14 protein-coding genes are annotated in these 14,748 nt (G+C 71.9%); 1 reads left to right on the forward strand and 13 read right to left on the reverse strand.

The window, feature by feature from the left end:
• Nucleotides 1-126: 126 nt before the first annotated feature.
• On the reverse strand, nt 127-1,059 hold the full coding sequence (locus MUB56_RS21015; protein ID WP_244928964.1) for a chlorophyllase: 933 nt from the start codon (nt 1,057-1,059) through the stop codon (nt 127-129).
• 130 nt (nt 1,060-1,189) lie between these two features.
• On the opposite strand from MUB56_RS21015, the gene MUB56_RS21020 reads away from it, so the two are divergent.
• Entirely contained in the window at nt 1,190-1,594 is a 405-nt protein-coding gene (locus MUB56_RS21020; protein ID WP_244928965.1) for a MarR family winged helix-turn-helix transcriptional regulator, read from the forward strand.
• A 39-nt stretch (nt 1,595-1,633) separates the two neighbouring features.
• Here the strand turns inward: MUB56_RS21020 and MUB56_RS21025 are convergent, their stop codons facing one another.
• The 12 genes from MUB56_RS21025 to MUB56_RS21080 form a co-directional block, all read right to left on the reverse strand.
• Nucleotides 1,634-3,085, reverse strand: a complete 1,452-nt coding sequence (locus MUB56_RS21025) for an MFS transporter (RefSeq protein WP_244928966.1) — start codon at nt 3,083-3,085, stop codon at nt 1,634-1,636.
• A 127-nt stretch (nt 3,086-3,212) separates the two neighbouring features.
• Complete coding sequence (locus MUB56_RS21030; protein WP_244928967.1) at nt 3,213-4,445, reverse strand: allantoate amidohydrolase; 1,233 nt, start codon at nt 4,443-4,445, stop codon at nt 3,213-3,215.
• Nucleotides 4,442-5,623, reverse strand: a complete 1,182-nt coding sequence (locus MUB56_RS21035; protein ID WP_244928968.1) for an FAD-dependent oxidoreductase — start codon at nt 5,621-5,623, stop codon at nt 4,442-4,444. Before MUB56_RS21035 ends, MUB56_RS21030 begins: the two co-directional genes overlap by 4 nt.
• Entirely contained in the window at nt 5,620-6,180 is a 561-nt protein-coding gene (locus MUB56_RS21040) for a flavin reductase family protein (RefSeq protein WP_244928969.1), read from the reverse strand. Before MUB56_RS21040 ends, MUB56_RS21035 begins: the two co-directional genes overlap by 4 nt.
• 46 nt (nt 6,181-6,226) lie before the next feature.
• Nucleotides 6,227-7,402 carry an acyl-CoA dehydrogenase family protein gene (locus tag MUB56_RS21045; protein WP_244928970.1) on the reverse strand — a complete coding sequence of 392 codons (1,176 nt, stop codon included), beginning with the start codon at nt 7,400-7,402 and terminating at the stop codon, nt 6,227-6,229.
• 21 nt (nt 7,403-7,423) lie between these two features.
• The gene (locus MUB56_RS21050) at nt 7,424-8,851 is read right to left on the reverse strand and encodes an MmgE/PrpD family protein (protein ID WP_244928971.1); all 1,428 of its coding nucleotides are present in this window, start codon (nt 8,849-8,851) and stop codon (nt 7,424-7,426) included.
• The gene (locus tag MUB56_RS21055; protein WP_244928972.1) at nt 8,848-10,035 is read right to left on the reverse strand and encodes a M20/M25/M40 family metallo-hydrolase; all 1,188 of its coding nucleotides are present in this window, start codon (nt 10,033-10,035) and stop codon (nt 8,848-8,850) included. The genes MUB56_RS21050 and MUB56_RS21055 overlap by 4 nt, the downstream gene beginning before the upstream one ends.
• Nucleotides 10,028-10,726, reverse strand: a complete 699-nt coding sequence (locus MUB56_RS21060) for a DUF1028 domain-containing protein (protein ID WP_244928973.1) — start codon at nt 10,724-10,726, stop codon at nt 10,028-10,030. The genes MUB56_RS21055 and MUB56_RS21060 overlap by 8 nt, the downstream gene beginning before the upstream one ends.
• A complete protein-coding gene (locus MUB56_RS21065) occupies nt 10,723-11,823 on the reverse strand; it encodes an ABC transporter ATP-binding protein (RefSeq protein ID WP_244928974.1) in 1,101 nt (366 codons plus the stop codon). Before MUB56_RS21065 ends, MUB56_RS21060 begins: the two co-directional genes overlap by 4 nt.
• Nucleotides 11,820-12,632, reverse strand: coding sequence for an ABC transporter permease (locus MUB56_RS21070; protein WP_244928975.1), 813 nt, complete (start codon nt 12,630-12,632; stop codon nt 11,820-11,822). Before MUB56_RS21070 ends, MUB56_RS21065 begins: the two co-directional genes overlap by 4 nt.
• Nucleotides 12,629-13,582 (reverse strand): ABC transporter permease, encoded by a 954-nt coding sequence (locus MUB56_RS21075; protein WP_244928976.1) that lies wholly within the window; start codon nt 13,580-13,582, stop codon nt 12,629-12,631. The genes MUB56_RS21070 and MUB56_RS21075 overlap by 4 nt, the downstream gene beginning before the upstream one ends.
• Complete coding sequence (locus MUB56_RS21080) at nt 13,582-14,532, reverse strand: spermidine/putrescine ABC transporter substrate-binding protein (protein ID WP_244928977.1); 951 nt, start codon at nt 14,530-14,532, stop codon at nt 13,582-13,584. Before MUB56_RS21080 ends, MUB56_RS21075 begins: the two co-directional genes overlap by 1 nt.
• Nucleotides 14,533-14,748 lie beyond the last annotated feature (216 nt).

A 14,748-nucleotide genomic window follows, 5' to 3' on the forward strand; every position in this document is an offset into this window, starting at 1 on the left:
TTCCCTCCGGCACCCGCATCGGATCCCCGGGAACGCGGCCGTCAGGTGCCGACGGCGGTCCTCGCGAAGGCAGCCACCTCCACCAGGTCCTGACGGACGGACGTCCGGTCAGCTGGGGCCGCGCGTCTACTTCGACTCGAGCCGTCCCGACGGGTGATTCGCGGCGAGCTCGGCACGTACCTTCGCCCATCCCGTGTCGTCGAGACCGAGCACGCTGCGCAGGTAGGCCAGTGTGACCCGCTGGACCAGGGCCACGCGCTCGGGGTTCTCATCGGTCGTCTCCGCAGCCTCGTAACCCGCGATGCCACCGAGCGAGTGCTCGGCGTCGATGAGCGTCAGCAGGCTCTTCTCGCCGGGGCTCAGGTGGTAAGGATCGGCACACCAGTCGGGACCGCGCACGGTGAGCGGCGAGTCGTCCCGGTCCCCGGCGACGATCAGGGCGGGCGTCGACATGTGCCCGAAGCTGGCCTGCATGAAGGGCAGGTGCTCGGCGGCGAACGGGGTCAGGTTCTTGCCACCCTCCCCCGCCGTGGCGAGCAGCACGCCGGCCTTGATGCGGGCATCGGAGAGATCCTCGCCGCCCGTGCCGTCAGGTTCGAGCACCTTGAGGCCCAGCAGGTTGCCGGCCGTCTGACCACCGAAGGAGTGGCCCGCCGCAGCGATGCGCGACCGGTCGAGCCGTCCGGCCAGACCGGGGAGCGAGGTCTCGACGAGATCGAGCTGGTCCAGGACCAGTTTCACGTCCTCGACCCTGAGCCGCCAGATGTCCGGCGTGCGGGGGTCGTCCGCAGCCAGGTTCACAGTCCGGGAGTCGAGGAAGGTCGGCTGGACCACGACGAATCCGTGGGCCGCCCAGTAGTCGGTCAAGGGCCCGTACGCCTCCAGCGACGACCCGAATCCGTGCGCGAACACGATGATGGGCAGGTCGCGGCCGGCGGCGGGTGCGGAGATGCGCACGTGCAGGTCCTGGCCGCGGTGAGGTGCGGGGATCGCCACCGGTTTCGCCGAGACGATGGGTCGTGGGGTGGCGAGTCCGGGGAGCGCGCGAGCGGTGGTCATGGCGGTCTACTTCCGTCGAGGACTAATAATGCCCACTATACCGATGATTTGTGCTCCACAAACTATCTGTCACTCGTAGACTGCCTTCGTGCCCACGTCAGGAACCGCCGACGAGACTCGACTCGTGCCGATGCTCGACTACCTCGCCCGCATGGGCCGGCGAGCAGCTGAGGCACTGCCGGACACGCTCCGGCCCCGGCACGTCATCGCGCTCGAGGTCATCAGCGAGCAAGGCCCCCTGGGACAGCGAGGACTGGCCGAGGCCCTGCGGCTCGACCCCAGCAATGTCGTGGGCCTGCTCAACGAGCTGGAGGAGCACGAGCTCGTGACGCGGCGGCGGGATCCGGCGGACCGCCGCCGCCACATCGTCGAGATCTCCAGCAAGGGCACGCGCGAGCTCACCGAGGCAACGACCCGGTTCGGACATATCGAGGATCAGCTCTTCTCGACCCTGAGTCCCCAGGAACGACGGACCCTGCACACCCTGCTGTCCCGTGCCGTCGGTGCCGTGTCCCGAGAGCATCGCGACACGTGAGCCGATCCCGACCAGCACGGACGAACGACGCCCTACTCGTCAGCCGGGTTCCTCGGTTGCCCGGGAGTTGGTGAGCGTGAGTGCACCGCCCGCGGCGAGCAGGCCGACGACGACGGCGAGCACGGCGTAGGTGATCCGTTCGCCGTGGAAGAAGGACGCGACGAGGGGGCTGCTCCAGGCGCCTGTCGGGAGCTGGGTGGTGACCAGGGCGGCGATCAGGGTCCCGACTACGGCGGTGCCGACGCTGGAGCCGACCTCTTGTGCGGTGTCGTTGAGTGCAGCGCCGATCGAGGTCCGGTTGCTCGGCATCGCGTCGATGAGCGCGACGGCACAGATGGTCATGACGGTGCGCAGTCCTACGGTCATCACCACCATGGAGACGGCGATGGCGGGATACCCGTGGTCGACACCCCACGAGAGTCCGGCCAGGGAGCCGGCCAGGCAGGCCGCGCCGACCAGGCAGGCCACGCGGTGGCCGAACCGTCGCGCGAGCCACTCGGAGACCGGGGTGGCAGCAATCATCGTCACGATGATCGGCAGGTTCGCCAGACCTGCCCGAACGGGGCTCCAGCCGTAGGCGTACTGGAAGTGGAAGATCAGCCCGAACATCACACTGGCCATCGCGATCGACGTCCCGACCTGCGCGATGGCGGCGCCCCGGACGGTGCCGTTGGAGAACAGGCGGAGGTCCAGCATCGGTGAGGCGGTACGACGCTCGTGCCCCACGAACGCCGCGCCGGCAGCCACGGCGCCGACGATCGAGCCGAGCGTGATCGCCGAGAGCCAGCCGTGCTCGACGCCACTGGTGAGCGAGTAGCACGCGAGACCGATGGTGGTGATGCTGAGCAGGGCACCGGGCAGGTCGAGTGTGTCCTTGGTCAGGTCTTCGGGCCGGTCGGCGGGCACGCCGAGCCGGACACCGACGCAGGCGATCAGCGCGATCGGCGCGTTGACGACGAGCAGCCACTCCCACCGCACGTGGGCCAGTGCGGTGCCGCCGAGCAGCGGACCGAGGACGAACCCGGACATCCCGACCACGATCATCAGGGTCATCGCGCGCATCCGCAGCGCCTTGTCGTCGAAGAGCCGGAAGACCAGCGAGTTGGTGATGGGCGCCATCGCCGCGGCGGCGACACCGAGCGCGGCGCGCAGCGCGATGAGCTCGCCCGCCGTCGTCACGAAGACGACGGACAGGCTCAGCAAGCCGAAGACGGCGAGCCCCGCCAACAGCACCCGCCGACGTCCGAACCGGTCGGCGATCGACCCCGCGGTGAGCAGGAGTCCGCCGAACGTCAGCGAGTACGCCCCGGTGACCCACTGCAGCGCGGTCGTGCCGCTGCCGAGGTCGCGGCCGATCGTCGGCAGCGCGATCGACAGCAACGTGTTGTCGACCATCTCGACGAAGAACGCCAGGCACAGGGCAGCGAGGGGGATCCACGCCGCGCGCAGGGACGAGTAGGTGCCCGACGGTGCGGGAGTCGTGGTGGTCAAGGTGGCCTCCGATCGGACGCGTCCGAGTGCCGAACGACGTACGAGCGACGCTAGGGAGAGGTGCTTTCACCCCGGCTTCAAGGCGCCTTCACGCCACTGTCCCGACGCACGGATCGCCCGCGACGCGTCAGGTCCGGGAGTCGGCCCCGAGCTGCAACAGGTGCTCCAGCGCGTCCGCGAGCGCGCCGGCGCCCTCCTCGGCGTCGGCGTCGTCGACGTGCTCACCCGGCGCGTGGGAGACCCCGGTGGGGTTGCGGACGAAGAGCATGGCGGTCGGCACGTGGTCCTTGAGGATCCCGGCGTCGTGCCCGGCGCCGGTGCCGAGCACCGGTGCGTCCCCGAGCGTGGCCGCCAGCGAGTCGCGCAGGCCGGCGTCGAAGTCGACCGTCGGGCTGAACGACTCCTCGACCATCGTCGCGGCGCAGCCCTCCTCGGCCGCGAGCAGGCTCGCCGCCTCGCGGATCTGCTCCACCACGACGTTGGTGACGACGTCGTCGGGGTGGCGTACGTCGACCCACGCGTCGACGCGGGACGCGATGACGTTGGTCCCGCCCGGGGTGGGGACCAGGCGGCCGACCGTGGCCCGCGCCCCGGGGTGCCGGCGCGCGAGATCGCGGATCGCCGCCACCAGCCGCCCGGTCGCCACCATCGGGTCGCGGCGGTCCGCCATCAGCGTGGTGCCGGCGTGATTGCCCTCGCCGGTGATGCTGACCCGCCAGCGGCCGTGCCCCAGGATCGAGGACGCGACGGCGATCGGGCGGTCCAGGTCGACCAGCCCCCGCCCCTGCTCCACGTGCACCTCCACGAAGGCCGCCATCCGGCCGAGCGCCTCACGGTCGGGCCCGAGACGCTCCGGGTCCAGCCCGCCGGCCGCGACGACCTCGGCGAACGTGCGCCCGTCGACGTCGGTCAGGGCGCGGGCGCGGTCGGGGCTGATCGCCCCGGTCATCAGCCGGGACCCCAGGCAGGCCACGCCGAAGCGCGAGCCCTCCTCCTCGGGGAACACCGTGACGGCCAGCGGCCGCTCCCCCAGCGCCCCGCGCTCGCGCAGCAGGTCGACGGCCACGAGCGCGGCGACGACGCCGAGGGGACCGTCGTACGCGCCACCACCCGGCACCGAGTCCAGGTGGCTGCCGGTGACGACGGCGTCGTCGCGCGAGCCGCCGGGCGCGTGCCAGGCCCAGATCGCACCGTTGCGGTCGACCTCGACCTCCAGGCCCCGGCGCTCGGCGTGCGCGACGAACCACTCCCGCAGCTCGTGCTCGGCCGAGGAGTGCACCAGCCGGGAGTAGCCCCCACGCTGCGGGTCGCGCCCGACGTCCGCGATCTCGGCCAGCAGGCCGGCGACGGTGTCGCTCACCGCATCTCCCCCGCGCCGACGTACGGGTGCAGGCTGCTCAGCGGCCGGCCCTCGGCGAACCGCTCCAGGCGGAAGTCCGAGGCCGGTACGTCGGGGTCGGTGCTGTCGCCCTCGAGCACCAGGTCGGCCACCAGGTCACCGACGGCGGGGCTGATCTTGAACCCGTGGCCGGCGAACCCGGCGGCCAGGATCAGGCCCTCGACGCCGCCCACCGGCGCGATCACCGGGTTCCAGTCCGGCGGTACGTCGTACACGCCGGCGTAGGTGTGGGTGACCGACGGCTCGGGGAAGCCCGGGAAGCGGTGCAGGACCTTCTCGGCGTACTTCTCGATGCTGGCCTCGGAGGCGATGTTCGAGTAGGCGTCCGGGTCCACCAGCTTCGGGGCGAAGTCGCCGTGGTCGCTGTTGCCGACCAGGAACTGGCCCGAGCCCTCGAGCCGGCAGTACTGCAGGCTGACCAGGTCCGAGACCACCGGCAGGTCCGGCAGCGGCTCACCGGCGTCGACGATCAGCAGCTCGGAGCGGTAGGCCTCCACCGGGAAGTCGACGCCGAGCTCGGCGAGCAGCTTCTTGGACCACCACCCCGAGGCCACGATCACCTGGTCCGCGTCGACCTCCTCGCCGCTCTCCAGGACCACCCCGGACACCCGGTCGCCCTCGGTCCGGATCCGGGCGACGGGCGTGTGCTGCCGGACCTTCGCGCCCCGGGCGCGGGCCTGCTGGCCGAAGTGGAGGGCCAGCTGGGTGGCGTCGGCGAACCCGCCACGGGGTTCGTACGACGCCAGGGCGACGTCCTCGACCGCCATCATCGGCCACAGCTCCTGGAGCCGGTCGGGGTCGATCAGGTCGACCTCGATGCCGAGCCCCTGGTGCATCGCGGTGTTGGCCCGCAGGGGGTCTGCGTTCTCCGCCCCGACGATGACGGAGTAGCCGACCTGCCGGAAGCCGACCTCGGCACCGAGGCGCTCGAAGGTCGGCAGGCTGCGCCAGGCCATCGCGGCGATCGACGGCACGCCGTAGTGGGAGCGCACGATCCCGCTCGACTTGCCGGTCCCGCCGCTGGCCAGGCTGTGCCGTTCGAGCACGAGGACGTCGCTCACGCCCCGCTCGGTGAGGGCCCGGGCGATCGAGAGCCCGATCAGCCCGCCCCCGACGACGACCACGCGCCGACCGGTCATGACAGTGCTCCTTCACGGGCCGCGGCGGCGGCCACCGCGGTGAGGGTCTCGACCCGGCGCGGGGCGCGCGGGGTCAGGTCGCGAAAGCCGCCGGCCAGGTGGACCAGCGGCTCCCGCAGGGTGTCGACGTCGAGCCCGAGCACCCGCAGCAGCACGATCTCGTGGTCGCCCGCGGGCAGGTGCCCCTGGACCTCGCAGTCCAGCCAGACGCCGGCACCCCGGACGAGCACCGCCCCCTCGGGGGTCACCGCGGTGTCGACGCCCACGAACCGGTCGCCCTCCTTCGCGCCCAGGGCCCGGCAGGCGGCGCCCTGGTCGGCAGCCAGCACGCTGACTCCCAGCCGGGTCGCCTCCTGCAGCCGCTGCCAGGTTCGCGAGCCGTGCATGACGCACACCGAGACCAGCGGCGGATCCAGCGAGACCGCCGTGAAGGAGCTGGCCGCCATGCCGACCAGCTCCCCCTCGAGCTCGGCGCAGACCGCGGTCACCCCGGTCGGGAAGCTGGCGTACGCGGCCCGCAGGGTGGCCGGATCGGTGTCGGTCGTCATGAGTGTCATCAGCGTGCTCCCGTGGTCGTCGGTCCGGAGGGTGGTGGGCGCTCGGTCAGGCCTCGACGGGGGTCAGGCCGCCGTTGCCGTTGACCGAGAACCCCTGGGCGAGCAGCGAGGCGCCGAGGTTGCGGGTGTAGTTGTCCACCCGGTAGTGCAGCGAGAACGCGCGGGTGTCGCGGTAGAAGCGCTCCAGCGGGTAGCTCTTGAACATCGAGCGCGAGCCGCAGACGTCGAGGCAGCGCTGGGTCACCTCCAGGGCGACCTGCTTGGCCACGGTCAGCGCGTGCACGCCCCGGAACTCGCCCTCCGAGCGCTGTCCGGAGTCCCACACGGCGGCGGCGTCGAAGAGCGCGGCGCGCGCCGAGGAGACCTTCGCGGCCAGCTCGCCGAGCTGGAACTGGATCAGCTCGCTGGTGGCCAGCTGCGGACGCTCGCGCACCCAGTCGATCGTGAACTCGAGGGCGCCGCGAGCCGCGCCGAGGTGGTTGGCCGCGAACGCGAGCGTGAACGTGCGCGTGTCGTCGGTCTCCCACCAGCCGGGCTCGCCGAAGATCGCGTCGTCGGGCAGCACGTAGTCGGTGACCTTGACCGCCCAGCTGACCGTGGAGCGCATCCCCAGGACGTCCCAGTTGTCGATGAGCTCGACCTCGGGGACGTCGCGCGGCACCAGGACGGCGATGGTGCGGTGGTCGTACTCCTCGGTGCCGGGCATGGCCAGCCAGATGACGTAGTGCGAGGCGCCCGGGCCCAGCGAGGCGAAGTGCTTGGTGCAGTTGAGCACCCACTGCCCCTGCTCGTTGCGCACCAGCTGGCTGGTCGACGTGCCGAGGTTGTTCTTGCCGGGCACGGACTCGCTGCCCACGGAGGCGACCAGCTCGCCGGCGCGGGCGATCGGGACGACGTACTTCTCCATCTGCGCGTCCGTGGCCGCGTGGGCGAGCATGCCGATGGCGTGGGAGTGCACCTGGAACAGCTGCGCGGTCGGAGCGTCGATGCTCGCCAGGTGCTCGATGAGCTCGTAGTACTCGGCGAAGCCGCCCTCGGTCCACAGCCCCGGGCCGCCCCACTTCTCGGGGAGGGTGAGCGCCAGCAGCTCGGCCTCGTGCAGTTCGGTGAAGTTCTCGGTCGGGAAGATCGCCTCGTCGTCGTAGCGACGGGCCCGGTCGCGGAAGCCCTGGGCGAGGGCGTCGATCGCGGCAAGACGCTTGGTCTGCTCGGGGGAGGTCATGGTTTCTCCTTCGTGGTGGGTTCAGCGGTGCGTTGCGGCGGTGGAGCGGGGATGGTCGGACGGGTCGGCCAGGGGGTGGAGCAGCGGGGAGAGCGGGTCCAGGGCGACCAGGTCCCGGACGCCGGAGCACAGCGGCTCGGCGGACAGCGACGCCCAGCGCTCGTCGGGGACGTCGGCGAACTTGGCCCGCACCACGTCCTCCCAGTGCGGGTCCTCCGCGCTCCCGGCCGCGAGGCACGGACCGCTGGTGACCGTGCGCCCGTCGGCGAGGGTGAGCGTGAGGGTGCTGCGTCGTACGGCGGGGAAGCCGGCCTCGTGCTCGGGGTCGACGACGATCTCGACGAGGCCGGCCATCCGCGCGATGGTGGGGTCGCCCAGGTCGCGGGTGATCGCGTCGAGGCCGAACCCGCCCGTGGTGAGGTAGGCGGCCAGCGGCCAGATCAGGTTGAACTGCGCCTCCTCGCTGGTCGCGGGGACGACCCGGGACAGCTCGGCGGCGGCCTGGAAGGTCCGCACCTCGACCCGGGTCACCTCGGCGGGATCGAGCCGGTCGCGGCCCAGGTCGCCGAGCACGCGCTCGGCGCCGGCCAGCGCCGGGTGCACCCACCGGCAGCACGGGAAGGGCTTGACGTAGGTGGTCAGCAGCTGCCACTCGGCGCCCAGGACACCGCCCTCCCCGGGCCGCCGGTCGGCGACGAACTCCGAGCGGTGCGCGGTGAAGCCGGCCGCGGCGAGCTGCGCGCTGGTGACGCCGACGTGCGCCCCCCAGCCCATCGCGTCCTTGGCCATCGTCGGCTCGGCGACCGCGCGCATGATCAGGTCGACCGGAGCGTGGTACTCGGCGAGGCCGAGGGCGGCGTCGACCTGGGCCGGCGCCAGCTTCAGCAGCCGGGCGGCGGCGGCCGCCGCCCCGACGGCACCCCAGGTGCCGCTGCTGTGGAACAGCGGCCAGCGGTCGTGCTGGGCGATCGCGGCCCGGATCCCGACCTCGTAGCCGATGAGCGTGGCGAGCAGGAACTCCTCGTGGCTGGCGCCGCTCGCCTCGGCCGCGGCGAGGGCGGCGGGGATGATCACCGCACCGGGGTGGCCCTTGGCGAGGGCGTGCCCGTCGTCGTAGTCGACGGCGTTCATCAGGGTGCCGTTGGCCAGCGCGGCCCCGGCCGCCGACACCCGGCTGCCGTCGAGCAGGCAGGTGGCCTCGTCCCCGCGCATCGCCGCGGCGGCGAAGTCGGTGATGATCCGCGCGACGCTCAGCCGGGTGCCGGCCCGGGCGGCGACGGAGGCGTCGAGCGTGAGCATGGCCAGGCGCCGTCGTACCTCAGGGGGGACCTGGCCCCAGGTGAGCCCGACGACGAAGTCCAGCACGTCGGCCGATTGTGTTGCGTTATCGGCATTGTCGATCGTCATATTTACAACACCTGATCGATGGTCGACGCGGATCGGCATCATCGGCCCTCCTCCCGGTCCGGCAGGTGTACGGCGAGCCGCCCGGCCTGGGCGATCAGCGCCGCCAGCAGCGCCGTGCGGGGTACGACGGAGTCGCGGAGCACCGTCTCGGCGCGGCTGCACTGGTCGAACGCGGTCGGGCCCAGACCGTCGAGCGCGAGCGGGGCGAGCTGCCCGACCAGGCTGGCGTCGGAGCCGCCCATCTCGTCGATGCGGCGCAGCGCGAGCCCGGCTCCGAACGCGAGCTCCTCGGCGAGTGCGTAGACGGGGTCGGTCACGGTGCGCGGCAGGGCCGGGCGGGTGATCCCGCCGGAGATCTCGACGGTGACGCCCGCGCCGGCGCCGGCCTCGGCGAGCCGGCGGACCTCGGCGACCAGCGCCTCGCCGGCGGCGTCGTCCGGTGCCCGAAGGTCGAGGTGCAGCTCGGCATGGTCGGGGACGACCTGGCGCGCGGTGCCGCCGCGCAGGATCCCGACGGTGCAGATGGTGCGCCGCGACCGGTCGGTGAGCGCCTCGAGCCCGGCGACGAGCGGGGCCAGCGCGGCCACGGCGCTCGCGCCGTTCTCGTCGGTGCTGTGCGCGGTGCGACCGCGGGCGGTGATGATCATGGCGCCGACCGCGCCGCGGGAGACGATCACGCCGCCGTCGACTTGTCCGGCCTCCAGGGCCAGGCAGACGTCGGTGCGCCGGCCGAGGTCGGCCAGCCAATCGCGGCTCCCGACGCTGCCGAGCTCCTCGTCGGGGACCAGGGCGTAGGTGATCGAGGCGACGCCCGGGACGCCCGTCTCCAACGCGGCCGCGATCGCGTGCACGGCCATCGCGAGAGCGCACTTCATGTCGCCGAGGCCGGGACCGGACATGACGGGGCGGTCGGTGACGACGGGCCAGTCGGCCGTCGCGCCCGCGGGCCACACGGTGTCGGCGTGGCCGAGCACCAGCACCCGCAGTCCGGGCCGCCCGGTCTCGAGGGTGGCCTCGAAGGCCTGCCCGCGGTCGGGCCCGATCGAGTGGGTGGACGCGGTGAAGCCCAGGGGCGCCAGCTGCTCGGCGACCAGGCTGCTCACCCGGTCGACACCGGCGGGCACGTACGACCCGCTCTCGACCTCGGTGAGCGAGGCCGCCAGGGCGAGGATGTCGTCCAGGCGCGGCTCGAGCAGGGCGGCGAGGTCCGCCACGCCCTCAGGCATCGACGACCGCCTCCTCCAGGTCCGCGCCGGGGGCCACGCCCCGCGCGGCGTCGGGGTCGATCGCCCGGCTGACGTACTCGCCGGCGGCCGGGCCGTACAGCTCCCACAGCCGGCGCAGCTCGCGCAGCGGCTCGGGGTGCTCGTCGACCCGCAGGTCGACCAGCGGGAACGACTCGGCACCGTGCACGCGCAGGCACGCCGAGCGCAGCGGGTCGGGCTCGCCGCCGGCGGCGAGGCCCGCTTCGAGCGCGCGGACCAGCCGCTCCCCCAGCTCCAGGCCGGCATCGGCGGCGAAGGCGGCGCTCGCGGCGTCGCCGACGACCTGCCCGACGAGGATGTTGCCGACGACGACGTGGTCGTCGGCGCTCACCACTGCGACCCCGGTGCGGTCGACGTGGGCGCCGGTCCACCCGACGCCGGGCCCGGAGGTGCCGATCGCCGCGAGCTGGCGCCACTCGGCGTGCACGCTGGAGTGCCGGGCACCCTCGACGGCCTCCTCGGCGCTCGCACCGAGCGCCATCAGGTCGAGCATCCGCGGCCCGAGCCGGGGGTCGGTCCGGTGCTGGGTGACGACGGCACCGACGCCGGTGCGCAGCCACGGCACCCGGGCGCCGACGGCGACGTCGGAGGTGCTGGTCGCGACGCCGAGCTGGCCGGTGCGCTCGCAGCGGGCGAGGACGGAGTACGTCACCGGGTCACCGCCCACAGGTCGGCGCTGCGCCACGAGACCCGGCACGGAGCGTCGGGGCTCACGCTGGCGGGCAGCGTGCGGCTGGCCAGGTCGGCGGTGACGACCTGGCCGCCGGCGAGCTCGACGCGCACCGAGGTGCGCGCCCCCAGGAAGGCGATGTCACGCACGATCCCGTCGGCGCGGAAGTCGCTCGGCTCGTCGGACTGCAGGCCGACCACCTCGGGACGAAGGATCATCGTGACCCGCTTGTCGCCAGGGACCTCGCCCACCCCGTCGATCCGGCCCTGGCCGACGCCGGGGATGGAGACGTCGTACGTCCCCTGGCCGGCGGCGGTGACCACGCCGTCGAGACTGTTCGAGGCGCCGACGAAGCCGGCGGCGAAGCGGGTGGCCGGCTGGTGGTAGACCTCGGCCGGGGTGGCCACCTGCACGAGGTCACCGTCCTGCATCAGCCCGACCCGGTCGGACATGGCGAACGCCTCCTCCTGGTCGTGGGTCACGTAGACGAAGGTGATGCCGAGCTCGTGCTGCACCGACTTCAGCAGCACCTGCATCTGACGGCGCATCCGCAGGTCGAGGGCGCCGAGCGGCTCGTCCAGCAGCAGCACGCGCGGGCCGAGCACCAGCGAACGGGCCAGGGCGACGCGCTGCTGCATGCCCCCGCTGAGCTGGCGCGGCCGGTGGTTCTCCTTGCCGGTCAGCTCGACCAGGTCGAGGAGCCGGCCGACCTTCTCCTGGATCGCCTGCTTGCCCTCCTTGCGCTCACGCAGCCCGAAGGCCACGTTCTCGAAGACGTTCAGGTGCGGGAAGAGGGCGTAGTTCTGGAAGACCGTGTGCACCGGCCGCCTGTGCGGCGGGACCCCCTGGATCTCCTTGCCGTCGACGAGGATCCGCCCGCCGGTGGCCTGCTCGAGGCCGGCGATCATCCGCAGCGTCGTGGTCTTGCCGCAGCCGCTGGGTCCGAGGAGGGAGAAGAACTCACCTCCCTTGATGTCCAGGTTGATGCCCTTGACGACGTGGTGGTCGGCGAAGGAGCAGTCGAGGTCCTCCAGCCGGAGCGAGGCGGGGCTGTAGTCCGGGTCGACGGCGGTGGTCATGAGGCTTCTTCCTCCGAGGTGGCGCGGCGTGCCTGCTTGCTGGGCCAGAACGAGGCCAGCCCGACCAGGCACATGAGCACGAGCGAGACGAACATGAAGGCGACGGCGATCGCGTTGATCTCCGGCGAGGTGCCGTGGCGCGAGAGGCTCAGGATGAGCACCGGCAGCGTCTCGGTCTCCGGCCCGGCCAGGAAGACCGTGCTGACGACGTCGTCGAAGGAGAACGTGAAGGAGAGCAGCGAGGCGATCACGACCGCGGGCATCATCATCGGCCACAGCACCCGCAGGAACACGCGGTACGGCGGCGCGCCCAGGTCGGCGGCGGCCTCGTCGTACGTGCCGGTCAGGGTCGCGAACCGCGACTGCAGGACCAGGGTCGCGTACGCCGAGCAGAACACGATGTGCCCGGCCACGACCGACCAGGTGCCGGTGGTGAGCCCGAGCCGGTCGATCACGACCAGGATGCCCGCGGCGATCACGACCTCGGGGATCATCAGTCGGGCGTAGGTCAGCGTCTGCAGCACCGCACCGGCCCGCTTGGGCAGCCGGGACACGGCCATCACCGCGGCCAGCGAGAGGGTCACCGCGACCGCGGTGGAGAGCAGCGCGATGACGCAGCTGGTCCAGAAGTCCTGGCGGACCCGCTCGTCGCCGAAGGCGCCGGTGATCCAATCGAGGGTGAAGCCGCCCCAGCCGATCAGGTTCTCGTCGGCGTTGAAGGCGTTGACGACCACCATGCCGATCGGCAGGTAGAGGAAGGCCAGGACGACGGCCGTGACGATCGAGGCTGGGCTGAACCGGCGCTTCACGTGATGTCTCCCAGCCGGTCGAGGCGCCTGCGCGAGGCGAAGAGGACGGCGAGCATGACGACCATCAAGGTGGTGGCGATCGCCGCGCCGAACGGATAGTTGCCGGTCGAGAGGAACTGGTCGGCCTCGACGTTGCCGATCATCAGCGTCTTGGAGCCGCCGAGGATGGCCGGGATGGTGTACTCCCCCATCGCCGGGATGCCGACGAGCAGGACGCCGGCGATGCTGCCGGGCATGGCCAGCTTGACGGTGATCTTCCAGAAGGTGCGCCGCCTGCTCAGCCCCATGTCGGCCGCGGCCTCCTCGAGCGCCGGGTCGATGCGGTCGAGCGCCATGAACATCGGCAGCACCATCAGCGGCAGGTAGCCCGCGACCATGCCGATGCCGATCGCGAAGGTCGAGTAGCCGAGCTGGGTGCCGTCGGGGACCAGGCCCAGGGCCGCGGCGAGCTCGGAGATCGCACCGGTCGGCGAGAGCAGCTCCACCCAGGCGTAGGTCCGGACCACGAAGCTGATCCAGTACGGCACGATGACCGCGAGCAGGAGCAGCGCCTTGCGGCGGCCGGTCGCCCGGGCGATCGTGAGCGCGACCGGGAAGCCGAGCACCACGCAGGCCAGGGTCATCGCGACCGTCATCGTGAGCGAGCGGACCACGGCGCCGACGTACGTGCCGCCGAACATCTCGCGGTAGTTGTCGAGCGAGAATCCCGGCCGCACCTCGAAGGTCAGCAGGTCGAACTCCGAGACGCTGTAGACCGCGAGCAGCACCAGGGGTGCGACGAAGAAGGCCACGACGTACGCCGTCATCGGCGCCGCGAGCAGGATCCCCGCCCAGCGACGGCGTCGGCGCAGGGAGTCGTCGCTGCCCGGCCGTGGCGACCGCGGCCCGGAGGTGCCCCCGTCCCGGTGCACCGAGGCACCGGGACGCGGGGCGGACGGAGCCTGGGTCATCAGGAAGCCTTGATCCGGTTCCACATCTTGGCCCGGATCTCGGTGTCCTCGGCGGAGAGGAACTGCTCGGCCACGAACGGCGAGTCGGGGTTCTGCTGCAGGGCGGGGTTGGTGAGGATCGACTCGTCGATGAACTCCTCGGCGGCTGGCATCAGGTACGACGACCCGGTGTTGTTGATCAGCCCGGCGTAGGTCTCCGGCTCGAGGCGGGAGTCGAGGAACGCCAAAGCCTCCTCGACGTGCTCGCTGCCGGGGAGCACCGCGACGCCCTCGATGTAGCCGGGGGTGCCCTCGGACGGGGAGACCCAGCCGATCGAGTCGTCCTCGGCGCCGGCGAACTCGTAGTCGTAGCCCACCGCGATCAGGGCCGAGCCGTCGATGACCGACTTGGCCCGGCCGTCGCCCTGGAAGGCGAGCAGGTCCGGCTTGAGGTCCTTGACCTTCTCCTCGGCCTCGGCGAGCTCACCCTCGTCGGTGGTGTTGATGTCGTAGCCGAGAGCGAGCAGGGCGATCGCCTGCACGTCGAGGTCGTAGTCCGGGAGCACGATCTTGCCGGACCACTGCTCGGCGTCGTCGAAGAGCTCCTGCCACGAGGCCGGCGGGTTCGCGACCTTCTCCTTGTCGTAGATGATCCCGACCTTGCCGAGGTCGGTCGGGATGCCCCACGGGAACTGCTCGAGGTACTCCTCGGGGATGTTCTCGAGGTTCGGGACCGAGGCGGGGTCGAAGTCCGCGAGCAGCTTGCCGGCTTCCAGACGGGCGGCCGTGGCGTTGCCGACCGCGACCAGGTCGTAGGCGCCCTTGTCCTTGGCCAGCTGCGCGGCCAGGGCCGACGAGCCGCCCTCGGGCAGGGCGTACTGCTTGATCTTGATCCCGGGGTTGGCCTTCTCGAAGTCCGCGATCTCCGTCTTGCCGACCCAGTCGCCGTAGTTGAGGAACTTCAGCGTCACGGTGTCGGAGTCGTCAGACCCTCCCCCGCACGCCGCAAGCGAGGCCACGAGGACCACACTTGCACTCGCCGTGGACAGTGCCCGCCATGATCTGCGACGCATCGACCCTCTTCTCTTGTTGGCACTATGCCAACTACGGTTGCCGTATGGACATGAGGAGTATGTCGGTGTCGGTATGGCCGCGCAATGACGTAGTCGTTACAAATTCGTTTCCAA

The organism is Nocardioides sp. W7 (assembly GCF_022919075.1).
Taxonomy (GTDB): Bacteria; Actinomycetota; Actinomycetes; order Propionibacteriales; family Nocardioidaceae; genus Nocardioides.